Origin of the sequence: Serratia myotis, from assembly GCF_027474885.1 — a bacterium.
GTDB lineage: Bacteria > Pseudomonadota > Gammaproteobacteria > Enterobacterales > Enterobacteriaceae > Serratia > Serratia proteamaculans.
This window is the reverse complement of sequence record NZ_CP099707.1, coordinates 396,605-415,724: the sequence shown is the minus strand read 5'-3', so window position 1 is coordinate 415,724 and position 19,120 is coordinate 396,605. Positions and strand designations below refer to the sequence as shown.

Genomic DNA, 19,120 nt, shown 5'->3' with positions numbered 1-19,120 from the left:
TTAACTGAGCCCCTCTCTTCGCAAGATTACTTCTGGTAAACGATTTCGACGCCTTCGTCGTCTTCTTCATCCCAGTCGTCATCCCAGTCGTCATCCGCTTCAGCTTCCACTTCAGCGATCTGTTCACGATGGTAATCATCCCACATGAACTCGACTTTCTCCGGCGCGCTTTCTGCGATGGCCATGGCTTTCGGTTGGGTATTGATAAACTTCATCACATCCCAGCACAGCGCATTGACACCTTCGCGATTGACGGCGGAGATCATGTAGTATTTACCTTCCCAACCCATGCCCTCTGCAATCGCCTTGGCACGTTCGGCAGCTTCTTCTTCGCCTATCACATCAATCTTGTTGAAAACCAGCCAGCGAGGCTTCTGCGACAGATTCTCACTATACTGATTCAACTCATTGATGATGATTTTGGCATTTTCTACCGGGTCAGACTCATCGATTGGGGCGATATCCACCAGGTGCAACAGCACGCGGCAACGCTCCAGATGCTTCAGGAAGCGAATACCCAGACCAGCGCCGTCAGCGGCACCTTCGATCAGCCCTGGGATATCGGCAACCACGAAGCTTTGCTCGTGGTCCATACGCACCACACCCAGGCTTGGTACCAGAGTGGTAAACGGATAGTCAGCCACTTTCGGCTTGGCAGCAGACACGGCGCGGATAAAGGTCGACTTGCCGGCGTTCGGCAGGCCTAACATACCCACATCGGCCAGCAGTAACAGCTCCAGCAGGATGTCACGAGCTTCACCGGCGGTACCCAACGTTTTCTGACGCGGAGCACGGTTGACCGATGATTTAAAACGGGTGTTGCCCAAACCGTGCCAACCGCCCTTCGCCACCATCAGACGCTGCTCATGACGGGTCATGTCACCGAGGATCTCGCCGGTGCCCTGATCCTGCACGCGGGTACCTACCGGTACCTTGATGGTAATATCTTTGCCACGCTTGCCGGTACAGTCACGGCTCTGACCGTTCTGGCCACGTTCGGCGCGGAAAGATTTCTCAAAGCGGTAGTCGATCAGCGTGTTGAGGTTTTCGTCCGCCAACAGATAGACGTCGCCGCCATCGCCGCCGTCACCACCATCAGGCCCGCCGTTCGGGATATACTTTTCGCGACGGAAGCTGACGCAACCATTACCACCGTCACCTGCAACGACCAAAATCGCTGCTTCATCTACAAACTTCATTTACCGTCTCCGTAAATCATTCACCAGGCTGCTTCAAAGGAGCAACCAGGCGGGGTTCTGCCCGTCGCGGCCACCAACGGTGACCAATTGCGGAAAACATGGCGCCCGCTACCACCACGAAAGCACCGACATAGCCGACGACATTTAATGTCGGGGCGGCGAATACGTGTGGCCAGGCCAGCGCCAATAAATCTGAAAAAAGCAGGGTAAACAGCGGTGTCAGCGTCACTAACGCGCTCACCTGTGCCGCCTGCCAGCGCGCCATGGCCTCAGCCAGCGCACCATAACCAATCAGCGTGTTGGCACCACAGAACAGCAGACAGGCTAATTGCCAACCGCTGAGCTGGAAAATCACCTCCGGCCTGGCCAGAGGAAATAACGCCACTGCACATAAAGTGTACAACATTACCAGGATTTGCGGCGAGGCCAATCGACGCAGCAACACTTTCTGCGCAACGCCATAAGTAACCCAGACCGTTGCCGCACACACACCCAACAACACCCCAAGGGTGTAATCCGTCAGGCGGGTGAAAATTTCAATCAGGCTGACGTTGAAGAACAACAGCAACCCGCAGATCAGCATCAGCGCACCAATCACCTGGGTAATGCGCATGCGCTCTTTTAAAATCAGCACGCTGGCAAACATCATGCCGACCGGCGATAGTTGGCCGATCACTTGCGATGCTGTCGGGCTGAGATACTGCAGTGAAGAGCTGAAGAAAATAAAATTCCCCAGCAAGCCTGCGGTGGCGATGGCCAGAATCAACAACCAGCGCGGTTGACGGAACAGGGTCACCGGCGGCAACTTGCCACGCACGGCCAAAATAAGCCCCAATCCAAGTGCAGCAATGGTAAATCGATACCAAACGATGGTAAACGGCTCCATCACTACCAGCACTTCTTTCATCGCAATCGGCAATGCACCCCAGCAAACTGCCGTAGTCACCGCCAGAGAAATGCCAATTCCGACCTGCTGTTTCGTTTCCATCTTACCTTTGCCAGCGCTGACGGGCCGATACACAAGCAGCCCATAAATGTAAAAAGCCCCGCAACGAATTGCGGGGCTTACATCTATTTAGTAAGGCTCGGAAAATTATTCAGCTTCGATGCTGATAAATTTACGATTGCTCGGGCCTTTAACTTCGAATTTGACTTTACCGTCTTTCAAAGCAAACAGAGTGTGGTCTTTGCCGCAACCCACGTTGGTACCAGCGTGGAATTTAGTGCCGCGCTGACGAACGATGATGCTGCCTGCCAGTACTGCTTCGCCGCCAAAGCGTTTTACGCCCAGACGTTTAGCTTCTGAATCGCGACCGTTACGAGTCGAGCCGCCAGCCTTTTTGTGTGCCATTAATCTGCTCCCCTAACTTAAGCGCTGATGCCGGTGATTTTAACGTCAGTGAACCACTGACGGTGGCCCTGCTGCTTACGATGGTGCTTACGACGACGAAACTTAACGATCTTAATTTTCTCGCCACGACCGTGAGCAACGACTTCAGCTTTGATCTTACCGCCATCGACGTAAGGAACGCCGATTTTGATATCTTCGCCATTAGCGATCATCAGAATCTGGTCAAACTCAACTGCTTCACCAGTTGCGATGTCCAGCTTTTCCAAGCGAATGGTTTGACCTTCGCTTACTCGGTGTTGTTTACCACCACTTTGGAAAACCGCGTACATATAAAACTCCGCTTTCCGCGTGCCCAACTGTTTAGTACAGAGCGCGCTATAAATATTCACAATAGGGCGCGAATTCTACGCAATAATCCAGCATATGACAAGAGCAGAATAAGACCAGAAGCAGAAAAAAGAAGAAAAAAAGCACAGTTTCTTTCATGGCGTTTATCTGAGCCGTTTTTCAAGTACAATCAGAGGGACAGTTACCGCCATGTACCGATGTGAGCAGCGATCTCAACGCGGTGAAGAGAAACACAGCTGAAAAAAATACAATGAACCTAGAGCAAATTACCGAGTTAACCGCGCAAGATATGGCGGCCGTGAACGCAACAATTCTCGAACAGCTGAATTCCGATGTCACGCTCATCAATCAGCTTGGCTATTACATTATCAGTGGTGGCGGTAAACGCATCCGCCCGATGATCGCCGTTCTGGCGGCGCGGGCGTTGCATTATCAGGGTGATAAACACATTACCGTGGCTGCGCTGATCGAATTCATTCACACCGCTACCCTGCTGCATGATGACGTGGTGGATGAATCAGATATGCGCCGCGGCAAAGCCACCGCCAATGCCGCCTTCGGCAATGCCGCCAGCGTGCTGGTCGGCGACTTCATTTATACGCGTGCTTTCCAGATGATGACCAGCCTGGAATCGCTGCGCGTGTTGGCGCTGATGTCCGAGGCCGTCAACGTGATAGCCGAAGGCGAAGTGCTGCAGTTAATGAACGTCAACGATCCGGACATTACCGAAGAAAGCTACATGCGGGTGATCTACAGCAAAACCGCACGTCTGTTTGAAGCGGCGGCACAGTCCTCAGCCATCCTTTCAGATGCAAGTGAAGCAGAAGAAAAAGCGCTGCAGGATTACGGTCGCTACCTTGGCACCGCTTTCCAGTTGATCGATGACCTGCTCGATTACAGTGCCGACGGCAGCACGCTGGGTAAAAATACCGGTGACGATCTCAATGAAGGGAAGCCGACACTGCCGTTACTGCACGCCATGCATAACAGCGAAGGCGCACAGAAAACCATGATCCGTGGGGCTATTGAACAAGGTAACGGCCGTCATTTGCTGGAGCCCGTGTTGGAGGCCATGCAGCAATGCGGCTCGCTGGAATATACCCGCCAGCGTGCTGAGGAAGAGGCCGACAAGGCCATTGCCGCGTTGCAGGTTCTGCCGGAATCCGCTCATCGTTCCGCACTGGAAGGATTAGCGCATCTTGCGGTTCAACGTGATTTTTAAGAAACAATAAACGTCTTGCTGTTTCCACAGACCCGCACTGCGGGTCTGCTCATTTCTCCGCTGAAATACGCGCCAGTAAGCTACCGATCCCTTCTCGCATCAGGAACGCCAAAACTTTCTCACGTTCGCTCTCCGTCAGGTGATAGAAATATTCAATCCACACGGCCAGCGGCTCCTTGCGGTCAAACTCATAGCTCGCAGGTTCTTCTTTTAATACCAATAAGTTACGTATCCCGGCAGGCAAGCTGTCAATATGGTATTCCAGCGCTTTCCCCTGCACGCCTTTACGCTGGCGGCTGATCCAGCCTTCACGACGCGCCATCAAATTTATTCCCTGTGGTGAGGAGGGTAATCCTGCTACGCCTGTCAGCTCCTTGGCGGCAAACCACTCTTTTTTCATAGCCATGTTCTCTGGGCAAAAGTCGGCAAATATCTTTTTTTGGGAAATTTATGGGATATTTTTTAAGAAATTTAGTGGTATCCTAGTTTCCGTATAAGCGTTTCATGTTGTTCAAACGATTAATTTTGACCTGTTAGTTATACCACTAACAGAACTTTCGCTAATCAAAAAAGGAATGCAAACATGAACTCAAGGAACAAGGACTGGCATCCGGCGGATATCATTGCGGCTTTACGTAAGAAGGGAACCACACTGGCGGCGGTATCGCGCAAGGCAGGGCTAAGCTCATCAACGCTGGCGAATGCGCTATCGCGCCCCTGGCCAAAAGGGGAATGGTTAATTGCCGAATCACTTAACATCCATCCTGCAGAGATTTGGCCAAGCCGTTATTTCGATCCACACACCCATAACCTGCTGGATCGAAAAGCCCGCATCCGGTCATAGCTTCGGGCATAAAAAAACCGCCGGTACGCTGTCCGGCGGCCTATGTATACTCATGCACCACTGAATGATCAGTTATTGATAAACTTTTCGCCCAGTTCGATATCTTTGTGCAGAACATCCAGCATGTCTTCCAGCGCTTTCTGTTCGAACGCGCTCAGAGTCCCGATGTCTTTGCGTTCTTCAACGCCATTCTTACCCAGCACCAGCGGTTGTGCGAAGAAGCGAGCATATTTGCCATCCCCTTCCACGTAAGCACATTCCACCACGCCTTTTTCGCCTTGCAGCGCACGAACCAGAGACAGGCCGAAACGCGCCGCCGCCTGACCCATTGACAGGGTTGCAGACCCACCACCGGCTTTAGCTTCAACCACTTCAGTACCCGCATTCTGGATACGCTTGGTCAGATCAGCCACTTCCTGCTCGGTAAAGCTCACGCCAGGGATCTGTGACAACAATGGCAGGATGGTCACGCCAGAGTGTCCGCCGATTACCGGTACGTTCAGCTCTTCCGGCTGTTTGCCTTTCAGCTCAGCCACGAAGGTGTTGGAACGGATGATATCCAGCGAAGTCACACCGAACAGTTTATTTTTGTCATAAACACCGGCTTTCTTCAGCACTTCTGCTGCGATAGCCACGGTGGTGTTAACCGGGTTGGTGATAATACCGATGCAGGCTTTCGGGCAGGTTGTTGCCACTTGCTGGATCAGATTACGCACGATGCCCGCGTTCACGTTGAACAGATCTGAACGATCCATGCCTGGTTTGCGTGCAACGCCGGCAGAAATCAGTACCACGTCCGCGCCGTGCAGGGCTGGAGTCGCGTCTTCGCCACTGAAGCCTTTGATTTTAACTGCGGTTGGGATGTGGCTTAAATCGACGGCAACGCCTGGGGTAACGGGGGCAATGTCGTAGAGAGAGAGTTCAGAACCTGAAGGAAGCTGGGTTTTGAGTAGAAGGGCGAGGGCCTGGCCGATACCGCCAGCAGCACCGAGAACTGCAACTTTCATCCTATACTCCTTTATTATCTTAAATATATAAAGCGCCGTGAATATGTTGGGTACGGACCTTAAATTATTACACCTTTAAAAACAATCTCTTAACAGTCTGTTTGAGAACTGGCGCAATAAAACGGCCGATGTCGCGCTCATCTTAGATTAAATCGCTTACGCATTAAGGGCATAGCGCACACTAATCAAAAATACTGCGAGGTTATTCACGAGCAAGTTAACCGGCGGTTACATTACACCCTTACACAACATCAGAACAACATCATTTTAATAACATTTTCTTTACTACCGCAGACGGCTTTTTCGGTCACGGAAAGGGCATATTCATGGGATACGGATTTTGTTAAAATGCTGCCCTTTCCTCATTGTCCGGGCCTTTTTGTTTTTTCCGGGTGTCCTTTTATTGCATAAAAATTCATTTATATGCATAATAATCACTTCAATTGTCAACATTCCACGGTGCAAAATGCGTAATCCCGCAAAGCAGGAAGATCTGATCAAGGCGTTTAAAGCGTTATTGAAAGAAGAAAAATTCAGTTCTCAAGGCGAGATTGTTTTGGCGCTGCAAGAAGAAGGCTTCGAAAACATCAACCAATCCAAAGTATCGCGCATGCTGACCAAGTTCGGTGCGGTGCGTACGCGCAATGCCAAAATGGAAATGGTGTATTGCCTTCCGGCCGAACTCGGCGTACCCACCACCACCAGTCCGCTGAAAAACCTGGTGTTGGACGTCGATCATAACGATGCTGTGGTAGTGATCCACACCAGTCCCGGCGCCGCACAGTTAATAGCCCGCCTGCTGGACTCGCTGGGTAAATCTGAAGGCATCCTCGGCACTATCGCCGGTGACGACACTATTTTCGTTACCCCGGCCAGCAGCTTTACCGCTCGTCAGCTGTACGAAGCCATCCTGACGCTGTTCGAACAAGAGTTATGATGCATAGCGCTAACAAAATGCGGCCAACGGTCGCGTTTTGTTAGCACTTCTTTAACCCTACCCTTACCTTTCCCCCATCATCTACCACGTTTAAAACCAGGTTTCCTCCACACCACAACACATTTCAATGACATTTCACCGTAGCCAGTGATAGCTACTGCTATCTTCCGCACTTTTGGTCAAAAGCACTTACCTCATTGAAATTACATAATTTTAACATTGAAAGATCGTTTTATGAGCGGTTTTTATTCCATCTGGTTATTAAAAATAAGCAACACCATAATAAAGTTTCACAAGAAACTGTTAGCTAACTATTAATTTTTAGGGTTACTAGATGTATACTCATTTCCGTGACGTAAATCACAGTTCATTGGAACTGATAAAAGAATACGAAAAGGCTAAATCATGAAAATTAAAACTACCATCGCAACCATGAGCGTTCTATCCATGCTTTCTTTCGGCGCATTTGCAGCACAATCTGTTGATGCAAATCAGGCCGCAAAAATGCAGGCCGCAGGCACTATTACCGTCAGCGGCGTTGCCGGTGCACCTTCAGACATCCGCCAGGCACTGTCTGAAAAAGCCGATGCCAAAGGGGCAACCGCTTACCGTGTAATCGAAGCGCGCAACGAAGGCAACTTCCACGCCACCGCAGAAATTTACAAATAAGTACAAGGTGTTACCCGGAAACGGGCAATAAAACTCTGGAACCCAGCATTACCGATAACAGCCTTCAAGAATAAAAACGCTGCAAAAGCCCTTCCAGGCGGTTATCGCAACAGGACCCAATATCATGAACATGAAAACTACCCTCGCCGCACTCAGCCTGCTGTCAGTCGTTTCGTTCGGTGCTTCTGCCGCTACGTTAATCACTAATGACCAGGCCAACAATCTTCAGTCTGTCGGTACCATTACCGCCAGCGGCATTACCGGCGCGCCTTCCGATATTCGCCAGGCCCTGTCCGACAAGGCCGACAAGCAAGGCGCTAAAGCCTACCGCGTGATCGAAGCCTACGAAAACGGCAACTGGCACGCGACGGCAGAAATCTACAAATAACAATTCAGGGGACATGCTTACCGAACTGATTACCCTCGTCACTGCCACTGCCGAGTTCTGTCGTAAGCACTGATTCTCTGAAGAAACTTCGTCGTCCTATCCGACGGACCCCGTTGCCCTCGCTCGCGAGGGCTTTTTTATGGGCGTAAAAAAGGGCCGTTACCGGCCCTCTGCACAAAACACTTAAAATTCCCAAGCAATCAATAGGTTGCTTTCGGTTCCGGTTTGTTGGCCAAAGCCTCCAACAGCTGATCGTGGATCCCACCAAAGCCGCCGTTACTCATCACCAAAATATGGTCACCCGGCTGGGCCGTTTTCACGATCATATCCACCAGCGTGTCGAGGTCGGCACTCCAGTGGGCCGGCTGAACGCAGGCTTCCGCCACTTCCGCAACCTGCCAGGGGATATGGTGCGGCTGGAACAGGAACACTTCATCAGCACGGCCAAGGGATGGCGCCAGATCGTTCTTGCTAATCCCCATTTTCATGGTGTTGGAACGCGGCTCGAGCACAGCCAGAATGCGGGCGGTGCCGCCGACTTTGCCACGCAACGCGGCCAGGGTCGCCAGGATCGCCGTTGGGTGATGGGCAAAATCGTCATATACCGTGATGCCATTGGCTTCACCACGTAACTCCAGGCGACGACGAGCATTGATAAAGTCGTCGAGTGCACGGCAGGCATCGGCAGGCAGCACGCCAACATGACGGGTGGCGGCAATGGCCATCAAACCGTTATGCATGTTGTGTTCACCCACCAGCGACCACTTCACTTCACCTACCTGTTCGCCATTGAGGAATACCGCATAATGGCTGGCATCCGGCGTCAGTTTCTGCGCACGCCATGCTCCCTCTTCCCCAACCAGTTCCTGCTCACTCCAGCAGCCCATCGCCATCACCTGTTTCAGGTGGCTGTCATTATCAGGCAAAATGATCTTGCCCTTGCCCGGCACCAAGCGCACCAGATGGTGGAATTGTTTTTGGATCGCTTTCAGATCGTCGAAGATATCGGCGTGATCAAATTCAAGGTTGTTCAGGATCAGCGTACGCGGGCTGTAATGCACAAACTTGGAACGCTTGTCGAAGAACGCGCAATCATACTCGTCGGCTTCGATCACAAAGAACGGGCTGTCGCCCAGGCGAGCAGAAACGTCAAAGTTGCCCGGAACCCCACCAATAACAAAGCCCGGCTGGTAGCCGCAGGCTTCCAGGATCCAGGTCGCCATGCCCGCGGTGGTGGTTTTGCCGTGTGTCCCGGCAACGGCCAACACCCAACGATCGCGCAGCACATAATCGTGCAGCCACTGCGGGCCGGAAACGTAAGGGATACCCTGCTCCAGTACCGCTTCAACGCACGGATTGCCGCGTGTCATGGCGTTACCGATGATCACCAGATCTGGTGCAGGATCCAACTGAGCCGGATCGTAACCCTGGATCAGATCGATCCCTTCCCTCTCCAACAGCGTGCTCATCGGCGGATAGACATTAGCGTCAGAGCCGGTCACCTCATGCCCTAGCGAACGTGCCAGCACCGCCAGCCCGCCCATAAAGGTGCCACAGATCCCAAGAATGTGAATGCGCATAGTTTTCTCATAGAGTACGTCGAATGTTGCCCCCATTCTAACGCTCAGAATCGTCCAGAAGAAATGGATTTGCCTATGAATAGCGTTCATCTTTGGGCTACACTGCTCGCGAATACGTTGGCGGTTTGTTAACAAACCGCTACCCATCCGTAGATTCAGGGATTGTGTCATGAAAACGTTAGGCGAATTTATCGTCGAGAAACAGCACGACTTCTCTCACGCCACCGGCGAGCTGACAGCATTACTTTCTGCAATTAAACTGGGCGCCAAAATCATCCACCGCGATATCAACAAAGCGGGCCTGGTTGATATTCTCGGCACCAGCGGCGTTTCCAACGTACAGGGTGAAGTTCAGATGAAACTGGACCTGTACGCCAACGAAAAGCTGAAAGCAGCATTGAAAGCACGCGGTGAAGTTGCGGGTATCGCTTCTGAAGAAGAAGATGAAATCGTGATATTCGACGGCGAGCGGGCTGAAAATGCCAAGTACGTGGTGCTGATGGATCCGTTGGACGGCTCGTCCAACATCGATGTCAACGTCTCGGTCGGTACGATTTTCTCTATCTATCGTCGCATTACCCCGGTCGGCATTCCAGTGACCGAAGAAGACTTCCTGCAACCAGGTAGCGCTCAGGTCGCCGCCGGCTACGTGGTTTATGGTTCATCCACCATGCTGGTGTACACCACCGGTTATGGCGTGCATGCCTTTACTTACGATCCTTCTCTGGGCGTGTTCTGCCTCTCCCATGAGAAAGTCCGCTTCCCGGCTAGCGGCAATATGTATTCCATCAACGAAGGTAACTACATCAAGTTCCCGCGCGGTGTGAAGAAATACATTAAATATTGTCAAGAGCAGGACGAAGCGACGCAACGCCCTTACACCTCCCGCTACATCGGTTCACTGGTTGCCGACTTCCACCGCAACCTGCTGAAAGGCGGCATCTATATTTATCCAAGCACCGCCAGCCACCCGCAAGGCAAGCTGCGCCTGCTGTATGAATGCAACCCGATGGCGTTCCTGGCGGAACAGGCCGGCGGTAAAGCCAGCGACGGTAAAAACCGTATTCTGGACATTACCCCGGTGAAACTGCACCAGCGAGCACCGTTCTTCGTCGGCACCAAATCCATGGTGGAAGACGCCGAGCGCTTTATCGCCGAGAACCCGGACGAATAACCGGTTCTATGCGGGGGGCGCATTTCGCCCCCCTGCATTATAGTTTGAACGCCGCCATACTCTGCGCCAGCAACTGAGCCTGCTCCTCCAGCGAGCGTGTCGCTGCCGCCGACTCTTCGACCAACGCCGCATTTTGCTGAGCCACCTGATCCATCTGTGCCACCGCCAGGTTGACCTGCTCAATACCGCTGCTTTGCTCGCGCGTAGCCGCAGAAATCTCCCGCATCAACGCCGTTACACGCCCCACTTCACCGGTGATCCCATTCATGGTTTTCGCCGCTGACTCGGCCATCTGTTCGCCTTCCTGCACCCGATTTTGCGATGCTTCGATCAGTCCTTTAATCTCTTTCGCCGACTGCGCGCTACGTTGGGCCAGGTTGCGAACCTCACCGGCTACCACGGCGAAACCTCGCCCTTGTTCACCCGCACGTGCCGCCTCTACCGCCGCATTCAGCGCCAAAATATTGGTCTGAAAAGAGATGCCGTCCATCACGCTGATGATATCGGCGATGCGCCGTGAACTGTCGGTTATCGCCTGCATCTTGTCCATTACCTGGCTGACCACCTCACTGCCCTGATTGGCGATATCAGAGACGCTCAGCGCCAGTTGATTGGCCTGTTCGCAGTTCTCGGCATTCATTTTCACCGTTGAGGTCAGTTGCTCCATGCTGGCGGCGGTTTCCTCCAGCGAAGCAGCCGACTCTTCGGTACGCTGCGCCAGGTGCTGGTTACCGGCAGCCAGTTCGCGTGAACCGGTGTCAATTTGGCTACTGGCATCACGCACCTTACTGACTGAACTGACCAATGCCTGTTGCATCCGCTGCATCGCACGCACCAGACGGCCCATTTCGGTTTCCCCTTCGCCGGTGATGTGGTGCGTCAGGTCGCCGCCGGCGATATGTTCCAGCTGAGCGATAGATTCATCCAGTGGCCGCAGGATAATCACTCGCAACGCAAACCAGGCCAGTACCGCCAGCAATACACTGAGCAGGCCGGCGATCAGGATCAGGGTAATCTTGGTGCTGGCGTTGCTCTCCGCTTCATGCACCCTTTGCTGGCCAATCTTCATGGCAAAGCTACGGAAATCGCTGAGGTCTTTTTCGAAAGCGATGCTCAGGGCGGAGATTTTGGTTTCCTGGATGTCGTAATAATCATCAACTTTGCCGGCCTTGATGGCATCGGCCATTGGCCTGACGCCCTGCTCCAGATAAGCGCGATAGCTGTTTTGCAAACGAGTGGACAATTCGCGCCCACGTTCGGTAACGGTGCCGACGCTGACAAAGCGCGCCATTTCCTGCTTTGACTGCGCAAGGTAATCATAAATGCGGCCCACCGTGGCATCAGACACTTCGATCTGGCCAATTTCGCGCTGGCGCACCGCCAGTGAGGCGGCCGTTCTGGCCCGCAGCGTCAGGTTGGAACTGCTGGCCAGCGATCCCAGTTCTTCCCCCAGGATCTGGTTCAGGGTATTTAACGAACGCGAGCCTTCGTTAATGGCGTTGACGCCGATCGTGCTGACCATAATCAACAGCAGCGTCATCAGGCTCAGCAGGGCAATCAGCCCGGCCTTGACCGTAATCTTTTTTAACATGAGTTGTTCCCGGCTTCAGAAATAGTGAGTTCTAACGTAGAGGAGGTAAAACGCAGAGCCAGACTTCGCCGACTCATTATTATTTGATGAAGTTATCGGCAACCGCGGGAAAAACTTAACGCCGTTGGAGGATTAATCTGGAAATTCAGTGGATGGCCGTCTGCCGGGGTGAGGGTGATGAAAATGGCAGGAAATCGCAAAAGAGTCCGCTATAATAGCCGCCACTCCATTTCTGGTTTGATTAAAGGAAACCGACATGAGCTTGCTTAACGTCCCTGCTGGCAAAGACCTGCCAGAAGACATCTACGTAGTTATCGAAATCCCGGCCAATGCCGATCCGATCAAATATGAAATCGACAAGGACACCGGCGCGCTGTTCGTTGACCGTTTCATGTCCACCGCGATGTTCTATCCGTGCAACTACGGCTACATCAACCACACCCTGTCTCTGGACGGTGATCCGGTTGACGTATTGGTACCAACGCCATACCCGTTGCAGCCTGGCTCAGTGATCCGCTGCCGTCCGGTTGGCGTTTTGAAGATGTCCGACGAAGCCGGTGAAGATGCGAAACTGGTTGCCGTTCCGCACAGCAAACTGAGCAAAGAGTACGATCACATCAAAGATGTGAACGACCTGCCGGAACTGCTGAAAGCACAGATCTCTCATTTCTTCGAGCACTACAAAGATCTGGAGAAAGGCAAATGGGTGAAAGTGGAAGGCTGGGCAGACGCTGCCGCGGCTAAAGCTGAAATCATTGCTTCTTTCGAACGTGCTGCCAAGAAGTAATTCTTAGCCGCCGTCCGATAAAAAAACACCGCTCAGTGAGCGGTGTTTTTTTTTACTTTTCGTCGAGACGCTTCAGCCAGTCACCGCTATTAATCCGCGGGTAACCGTCCACGCTGTGTTTATACAGGTAGATCCACGCACTCCCATAAGGCGTCTGAATCAGCTCGCGCTTATAGTCCTTGGTGTTGCTTTTCAGTTCGTCCAGCTCAGCCAAAATCGATGAGTTGATGCGGTACACCTCACAATGTACCGTGCCCTCTCCAGGGATCGCCGCCGGGTAATGGCCCAGATTATAAATCTGATAGCCTTCGAGCTCATGCTCGCCGAGCCATTGGGCGTTGGTCATCCAATGGCTGTTTCCCTGTTTGCGTCGTAAACTGCCGTAGACAATTATTCGCATCGCTAAAACTCAAACTGATAGAGCAAATCTAATGCCTGGTCGAGACCAGACACCGCTTCAAGATACAATTTAGGCATCAGGCGGTAACGCAACGTCAGCGTGGCCAGCGAGTCGAAAATGCCCACCCCATATTTTACTTGTAAGCCTGGGAGAACATAACCACTCACGACAACCTGGGAACTGTCGCCAACCCCCTGAGTATCCAGGGCCAAATTACTTACGCCAAACGCCTCGCCGATTTTACCCACAAGTTGACCACTTTGTGCAACCCCCATCCCAATTAACATTGAGGTCATTGCGTTGCCATCTGCGCCGGAACTGCCCAATCCCTGCCCACGCAGCAGATAAGACAGCGCTTCCTGCTGGGATTTGGCCGGATCCGAGAACACTTCCAGCTTCGGTGCATCCGCCAACCCGGTGACCCGCACCCCTGCGGTGACGTCGTCTTCGGTAGAATCCGGATTACGGATCGCCTCAAGATTCAGCAACGGCTGATCCGGCGGCCCAGAGAACATCAACTGGCCCTTGCGAACGATCAAATCCTGACCATAAGCATGGAAGCGACCGGAAGGGATGTCAATCTGGCCGTTCAAGCCCAGGCCATTCTTATCCTGCACCACTTTCAGATCGCCCTTCAACCGGGCCTTCAGACCAAAGGCATCCAATCGCACATCGTTGCCAACGTGGATCATCAGGTTGCTGTTGATCGGGATCCCCGCCGTTTTTGGCTGTATCGGTTTAAGTTGGTCATCCAGCATCACTTCATCGGAAGAGACGCCCACCGCACTTTCCGGCAGCTCTTGTACTGTAATACGTGCCCACGGAATATCGACAGAGCCATTGAGTGAGAACAACTGCGGCGTCGCTTCGAATATCAGATCCGGTGAAACATCGATTCGGATCATCGGCGGCACCGTCACCCGCAATTTATCGCCCTTGGCAGCGATACGCGCACGCCAGGCGTTGATGTCGCGCCAGTCCGCATCGCCGGACAGATTAAGCTGACCGTGGGTGGTGCTGACCAGACCTTCCAGCGTCGAGGTCATACCGTCAAAGTTCATCGCCAGACGACCTTCGGTCATGTCAAACGGCATCCAGTGACCGTCGATATCGACCTTGTCCAATGCCATACGACCATATACCAAAGGTTTCTGCGCGTTACCGCCCAGACGCAGGTTGGCATTCAGCATGCCCGCGGCTTTCTCCCCCTGCATCAGCGCCGGATTAATCATCGCCAGGGAAATATTGGTGATGTTGACGTTACCGCTGATATTGCGACGCACCTGTGGATCGACAACCTGTACGTTACCGTCAAACTGACCATTATTCGTCAACTTGATCAACCAGTCGGCTTGCGCCCGACCATTGGCGAGGCCGGCATTAAGATTCAGCTTGTCAAAGGCAATCGGCAGCGCATTACCCTGCACCTGCTGTACCACCTTCACCCCGTTGCCCACCAGCGAGACTTTTGCCTCCGGCAGCGCACCACCCGGTTTCCAGCTCACGTCCGCCCGTCCGGTGAACACGCCACTCAGCGCCGTTTCCGGACCGAGGAAAGGTTTAATCATCGCCAGATCAAAGCGGTTCAGCACCACGCTGGCCTGGCCGCTTTGGCCGGCCTCAATGGTTTTCGGTACGCACAGTTCAGCATTCGGGTTCTGCCAGCAGTGTGGCCCAATGCTGATTTTCTGTGCGGTATTCAGGTAATCAAGCGCAATGGCGCGGGTTAACCGCCATTCCCCCACCGGGGTATCGAAGCGAGTATTGTTCAGGTTGCCACGCCAGCGTTGCTGTTGGCGATCAAAACTGCCCTGCAGCGCCAACTGGCCGGAGACCGGCTTGCCGTCAATTTTCAGTTGCAGCTGATGCTGCTTCTCACTGCCTTTGGCATCCAGCGTCAACAGACTGATGTCCAACGCATCCTGTTTCAGTTGTTCGACGCGTACCGCCAGTTGACCCTGGATCTGGTCGCTGGAGCGTACGTCACCGTCAATTTTCACCCGATTGATATGCAGCGCCTGCCACTGCAGACCGGAAGCGGTCAGGTCAGCCAGCAACTGAGGCGCCTGCAGGTTACCGCGCAGTTTCAGCAAGCCTTTCGCCGTGCCCCCCAATCCTGGCAGTGCCCCGTCCAGACGCGGTGCATCGATGTTCGCATCCAGGTTCCAACTCTTCTCGTCCAGTTGGCCTTTCACGTTCAGTTGGTTGCGTCCCAGGGTCAGATCGATACCCGGGATTTTCCACTGGCCGGCAGCATTGCCACTGAGCGTACCGCGCGCGGTGACCTTGTTTTGCTTCACGTTACCGTCGAGCTGCAGCACCGGCACCTGTAATTGCCAACTGCCGCCGTGCAGACTGCCGCGGGTGGTGATCTTGCCATCCAGCTTCGCCGGCCATTCCGGCCACTGTTTGGCGGTATTGATGCCGCTCAGCGTCAGTTGTGAATTCCAACTGATGGCCTTGCTCCAGTCCACCAGCGCGGTCAGATCGGTATTGCCCTGCAAGGCTGCCAAGCGCAGGCGATCCAGTTTGAACTGTTCAACGTTGCCTTTGCCGTCCAGCGTCAATACCGCCGGTGGCAAGTCCTGACCTTTGATATTGGCGCGGGTCGACAACGCATAGTCTGTTGCCTTGCCGTTAAAGCGCAGGCGGAAATCGTTGATCTGGTACTGCGATTCGCCGCTCAGCGGCCATTTCAGCTGTTTACTTTGCAGCGTCAGCGCCAGCGGTAAACCGACTTCGGCCAGTTGGGTTTGCAGGTCAAGCTGCGCGCCGACCGGACCGGACAGGTTTAGCGCCACCTTAAGTTCTTCACGCAACCCACCGCCGATGTTCAGTTTGACCTTTTCACCCTTGAGCGGATCGATGTTCAGCGTGCTATTCGCCACCATCTCCACCGGCCAGGTGCCCGTCAGCGTGGCCTGTCCCTGTGCCGACAACGTGCCTTGCGGGGATTTGACATCGAAATTGTCCAGCTTGATATGCTGATCCAGAGTACTGGCCTGCAACAACAGGCTGGTGATCAGCACGTCGGTGTCACCGGTCAACCGCAGTTGTTCACCGCTGATCTCCTTGACGGTGATATCCAGCGGCAGGCGAATGTCCGGTAAATCCGGCAGCAGTGGCTTGGCAAACAGGGCTTTCAGCGTTTCACCCAGCGGCTTCTCTTCCGGCTGTGGTGCCGGCTTCACGCCCTGACTGGCTTTTTCCTCTACCTTTTTCGCCACCTCGACCACCGGCTGTACTGCCTCCGGTAACGGGTTCTGTGGGGTTTTTGGCAGGGCAATCAGCAAGCCGCTGATTTTGGTTGGCAGCAGGGTCAGCGCACGTTCCTGCCACTGCGCCCCCGTGCGGAATTCGCCAAGGGAAATTGCCGTATCGTCTACGCTGACTTTGACGTTGTTCAACGCCAGCATTCGCAGGGTAATCGGATATGGCGTACTCAGGTTGGTAGTTGGCTCGCTGGCTTCTGTCACCGGCGCGGACGGCGTCATTTCTTTGGTTTTCACCACCACGTCCACGTCCTGTGCGGTCAAAGCATTGACACACAGCGAACTGTTTTTAAAACAGGCCAGATCGAGCGACAGATGGAACTGTCCGGCATTCACCGTCACGCCCGGCATCTGGTATTTCACACCTTTCAGCGTCAGGTCACGCCAGCCGCCAGTGACGCTGGCAATATCCAGCCCCGGCACCCAGCGCGCCGCACTGTTGATAACCAAATGCAGACCACTGGTGGTCCCGAGCAGGTATGCAACGCCGCCGATCAGCAACAGCAGGACAATCAGAAATCCGAGACAAATCTTTTTTATCAGGCTCATAATTCAGGCCCCAAGCCAATATAGAACTGCACCCCGTGGGTGTCTTTATCCCCAACCGGAGCCGCGATATCCAGCTTCACCGGACCAACCGGTGACTGCCAGCGCACGCCGAAGCCGGCACCGGTCTTAAAGTCGCTCTGCTTGATATCGTTCACCGCCTCGCCGGAATCGACAAACACCGCGCCCCACCATTTGCCGGTCACGTTGTATTGATACTCCAGCGAGCCGGTCAGCATTTTGGAGGCGCCGGTCAGCTTGCCGTCATCATCACGGGGTGAAATGCCCTTGTACTTATAGCCACGGATACTGCGGTCACCACCGGCGAAGAATCGCAGATCCGGCGGTACCCTTTCAAAGTCGTTGGTTTCGATCCAGCCCACCTGCCCACGCGCGACAAAACGGTGCTTGTCGGCCAGCGTACGGATCCAGACGTTCTGCGCCTGCATCAGCGCAAAGTCCACGTCGGAGCCCCAGGTGCTGTCGGACACATCGATAGAATAACGCTGGCTGTCACCCCAGGTTGGCATCAAACCGCCGCGCGAGCGGGTACGGTTAACGCTGACGCCCGGGTACAGCAGCATGGTGGTGTTGGTGACGTTACCCTGAGTAAAGTGGTCAAGACGCCAGGTCAGGTTCAACGCCCGTTGCCAGCCGCTGGAGAGATCCCAGTTACGGGAAACCACCGCTTTTGAGGTGACGGACTTGGTATCGTTGAGATCGACGTTCTTGAAGCCGCCCTGCAACAGGTAGTACTGCTCCAGCGGGTTCTTCAATAACGGGATTTTATAGGTCAAATCAAGCTGCTGTTCCGGGGCCGAAATGCTGGCGCTGGTTTCCAGACTGTGGCCGCGGTCATTGAGCCACGGCTTTTTCCAGGTGCCTTTGATCCGGGGACCCACGTCGGTGGAATAGCCCACCCCGGTTTCGATGGTGTTGCGAGTGCGCGGTGACACCAACGCATCTAACGGCAAAATCTTGTTCTCTTTGGCATCTTGGAAATCAGGGGACACCACCACCGAGTTAAACCAGTTAGTGGCGGACAAACGGCGATTCAGCTCGGCCAGATCTTCCGAACTGTAATAATCCCCCTGATGAAAGGGCACCAGATTTTGCAGATAGTCTTCACGAATTTGCGAGCCGGTGAACTTCACCTGGCCGAAGCGGTAACGCTGCCCACTGTTGAAATCGATGTCCCAATAGGCCTTATGCAGATCTTCCGCCACGCCGAGCTGGCTCTTGGTCATATCGGCATCGAAATAGCCTTTACGCAATGCCAGGCCGGTCAGCGAACCTTTAAAACTGTCGTATTTACCGTGATTGAGGATCTCGCCTATCGTTGGCTTGCCTTTTTTGACCAGCGTCAGATAGTCGTCATCGGTTTTCGCACCGCCTTCCAGCGCGATATTGGCACCGGCAATCCGCACCGGCTCACCCGGGTTAACCTTGGCGTGCAGCACCGGACGAGCCAGCCCTGGACGGTCATCCAGCGTAAAGTCGATGGTCGGCTCATAATAGCCGAGCGCTCGCAGGCCCTGACGGACGGCTTCATCCACACGAGCACGAAAACGGCCATCCGTGCTGACCTCTTCCGGCGTGATGGAAGACAGACGCACCCGGACGTTTTTTTCCAGTTCCCCGCTGAGTCCTTCAACCTGCAGCCGCACATTCGCCGAATACGCCGCAGGCGTGGCGAGCAGCGCACACAAAAAGCACAGGGCACGGTATCGTGGCACGCGTTCTCCTTAATTTATTTTACTTTCCTGTAATAACACTCGCTCTGGGGCCAGGGCCTACTCCGCGCT

18 protein-coding genes are annotated in these 19,120 nt (G+C 53.8%); 7 read left to right on the top strand and 11 right to left on the bottom strand.

The annotated features are described in order from the left end of the window. Positions 1-26 precede the first annotated feature (26 nt). The 4 genes from cgtA to rplU all read right to left on the bottom strand — a co-directional run bounded on the left by cgtA (position 27) and on the right by rplU (position 2,879). Positions 27-1,199: an Obg family GTPase CgtA gene (gene cgtA, locus NHG65_RS01885; protein ID WP_099064493.1), complete on the bottom strand. Its 1,173-nt coding sequence runs from the start codon at positions 1,197-1,199 to the stop codon at positions 27-29. A 16-nt stretch (positions 1,200-1,215) separates the two neighbouring features. Continuing rightward, positions 1,216-2,187: a DMT family transporter gene (locus tag NHG65_RS01880; RefSeq protein WP_099064492.1), complete on the bottom strand. Its 972-nt coding sequence runs from the start codon at positions 2,185-2,187 to the stop codon at positions 1,216-1,218. A 105-nt stretch (positions 2,188-2,292) separates the two neighbouring features. Next, positions 2,293-2,550 (bottom strand): 50S ribosomal protein L27, encoded by a 258-nt coding sequence (rpmA, locus tag NHG65_RS01875; protein ID WP_004933559.1) that lies wholly within the window; start codon positions 2,548-2,550, stop codon positions 2,293-2,295. 17 nt (positions 2,551-2,567) lie between these two features. After that, entirely contained in the window at positions 2,568-2,879 is a 312-nt protein-coding gene (gene rplU / locus NHG65_RS01870) for a 50S ribosomal protein L21 (RefSeq protein WP_012004933.1), read from the bottom strand. A 269-nt stretch (positions 2,880-3,148) separates the two neighbouring features. Here rplU and ispB point away from each other — a divergent pair, with 269 nt between their 5' ends. Then, positions 3,149-4,120: an octaprenyl diphosphate synthase gene (gene ispB / locus NHG65_RS01865; protein ID WP_099064491.1), complete on the top strand. Its 972-nt coding sequence runs from the start codon at positions 3,149-3,151 to the stop codon at positions 4,118-4,120. A 49-nt stretch (positions 4,121-4,169) separates the two neighbouring features. Here ispB and NHG65_RS01860 read toward each other — a convergent pair whose 3' ends face one another. Beyond that, positions 4,170-4,520, bottom strand: a complete 351-nt coding sequence (locus tag NHG65_RS01860) for a DNA-binding protein (RefSeq protein ID WP_499182878.1) — start codon at positions 4,518-4,520, stop codon at positions 4,170-4,172. Positions 4,521-4,703: 183 nt separating this feature from the next. On the opposite strand from NHG65_RS01860, the gene NHG65_RS01855 reads away from it, so the two are divergent. Further along, entirely contained in the window at positions 4,704-4,964 is a 261-nt protein-coding gene (locus NHG65_RS01855) for a helix-turn-helix domain-containing protein (RefSeq protein ID WP_085119457.1), read from the top strand. Between the two features lie 68 nt (positions 4,965-5,032). Here NHG65_RS01855 and mdh read toward each other — a convergent pair whose 3' ends face one another. After that, positions 5,033-5,971, bottom strand: coding sequence for a malate dehydrogenase (gene mdh, locus NHG65_RS01850; RefSeq protein ID WP_099064489.1), 939 nt, complete (start codon positions 5,969-5,971; stop codon positions 5,033-5,035). A gap of 466 nt (positions 5,972-6,437) precedes the next feature. Here mdh and argR point away from each other — a divergent pair, with 466 nt between their 5' ends. From argR to yhcN (NHG65_RS01835), 3 genes are all read left to right on the top strand, one after another. Further along, positions 6,438-6,908 carry a transcriptional regulator ArgR gene (argR, locus tag NHG65_RS01845; RefSeq protein WP_020824937.1) on the top strand — a complete coding sequence of 157 codons (471 nt, stop codon included), beginning with the start codon at positions 6,438-6,440 and terminating at the stop codon, positions 6,906-6,908. Between the two features lie 405 nt (positions 6,909-7,313). Further along, complete coding sequence (yhcN, locus tag NHG65_RS01840; RefSeq protein WP_413502283.1) at positions 7,314-7,577, top strand: peroxide/acid stress response protein YhcN; 264 nt, start codon at positions 7,314-7,316, stop codon at positions 7,575-7,577. A 124-nt stretch (positions 7,578-7,701) separates the two neighbouring features. Further along, a complete protein-coding gene (yhcN, locus tag NHG65_RS01835; RefSeq protein WP_099064487.1) occupies positions 7,702-7,965 on the top strand; it encodes a peroxide/acid stress response protein YhcN in 264 nt (87 codons plus the stop codon). Between the two features lie 200 nt (positions 7,966-8,165). Here yhcN (NHG65_RS01835) and mpl read toward each other — a convergent pair whose 3' ends face one another. Then, on the bottom strand, positions 8,166-9,545 hold the full coding sequence (gene mpl, locus NHG65_RS01830) for a UDP-N-acetylmuramate:L-alanyl-gamma-D-glutamyl-meso-diaminopimelate ligase (RefSeq protein WP_499182877.1): 1,380 nt from the start codon (positions 9,543-9,545) through the stop codon (positions 8,166-8,168). Positions 9,546-9,714: 169 nt separating this feature from the next. On the opposite strand from mpl, the gene fbp reads away from it, so the two are divergent. Next, a complete protein-coding gene (gene fbp, locus NHG65_RS01825) occupies positions 9,715-10,719 on the top strand; it encodes a class 1 fructose-bisphosphatase (RefSeq protein ID WP_099064485.1) in 1,005 nt (334 codons plus the stop codon). Between the two features lie 37 nt (positions 10,720-10,756). Here fbp and NHG65_RS01820 read toward each other — a convergent pair whose 3' ends face one another. Beyond that, the gene (locus NHG65_RS01820) at positions 10,757-12,310 is read right to left on the bottom strand and encodes a methyl-accepting chemotaxis protein (RefSeq protein ID WP_099064484.1); all 1,554 of its coding nucleotides are present in this window, start codon (positions 12,308-12,310) and stop codon (positions 10,757-10,759) included. A 256-nt stretch (positions 12,311-12,566) separates the two neighbouring features. Here NHG65_RS01820 and ppa point away from each other — a divergent pair, with 256 nt between their 5' ends. After that, the gene (ppa, locus tag NHG65_RS01815) at positions 12,567-13,097 is read left to right on the top strand and encodes an inorganic diphosphatase (protein ID WP_085119444.1); all 531 of its coding nucleotides are present in this window, start codon (positions 12,567-12,569) and stop codon (positions 13,095-13,097) included. A 52-nt stretch (positions 13,098-13,149) separates the two neighbouring features. On the opposite strand, the gene NHG65_RS01810 is transcribed toward ppa, so the two are convergent. The 3 genes from NHG65_RS01810 to tamA are packed head-to-tail and all read right to left on the bottom strand — an operon-like array spanning position 13,150 to position 19,051. Next, a complete protein-coding gene (locus NHG65_RS01810) occupies positions 13,150-13,497 on the bottom strand; it encodes a gamma-glutamylcyclotransferase family protein (RefSeq protein ID WP_006317485.1) in 348 nt (115 codons plus the stop codon). 2 nt (positions 13,498-13,499) lie between these two features. Then, positions 13,500-17,318 carry an autotransporter assembly complex protein TamB gene (tamB, locus tag NHG65_RS01805; RefSeq protein ID WP_499182876.1) on the bottom strand — a complete coding sequence of 1,273 codons (3,819 nt, stop codon included), beginning with the start codon at positions 17,316-17,318 and terminating at the stop codon, positions 13,500-13,502. Further along, a complete protein-coding gene (gene tamA, locus NHG65_RS01800) occupies positions 17,315-19,051 on the bottom strand; it encodes an autotransporter assembly complex protein TamA (RefSeq protein ID WP_099064482.1) in 1,737 nt (578 codons plus the stop codon). Before tamA ends, tamB begins: the two co-directional genes overlap by 4 nt. Between the last annotated feature and the right edge of the window lie 69 nt (positions 19,052-19,120).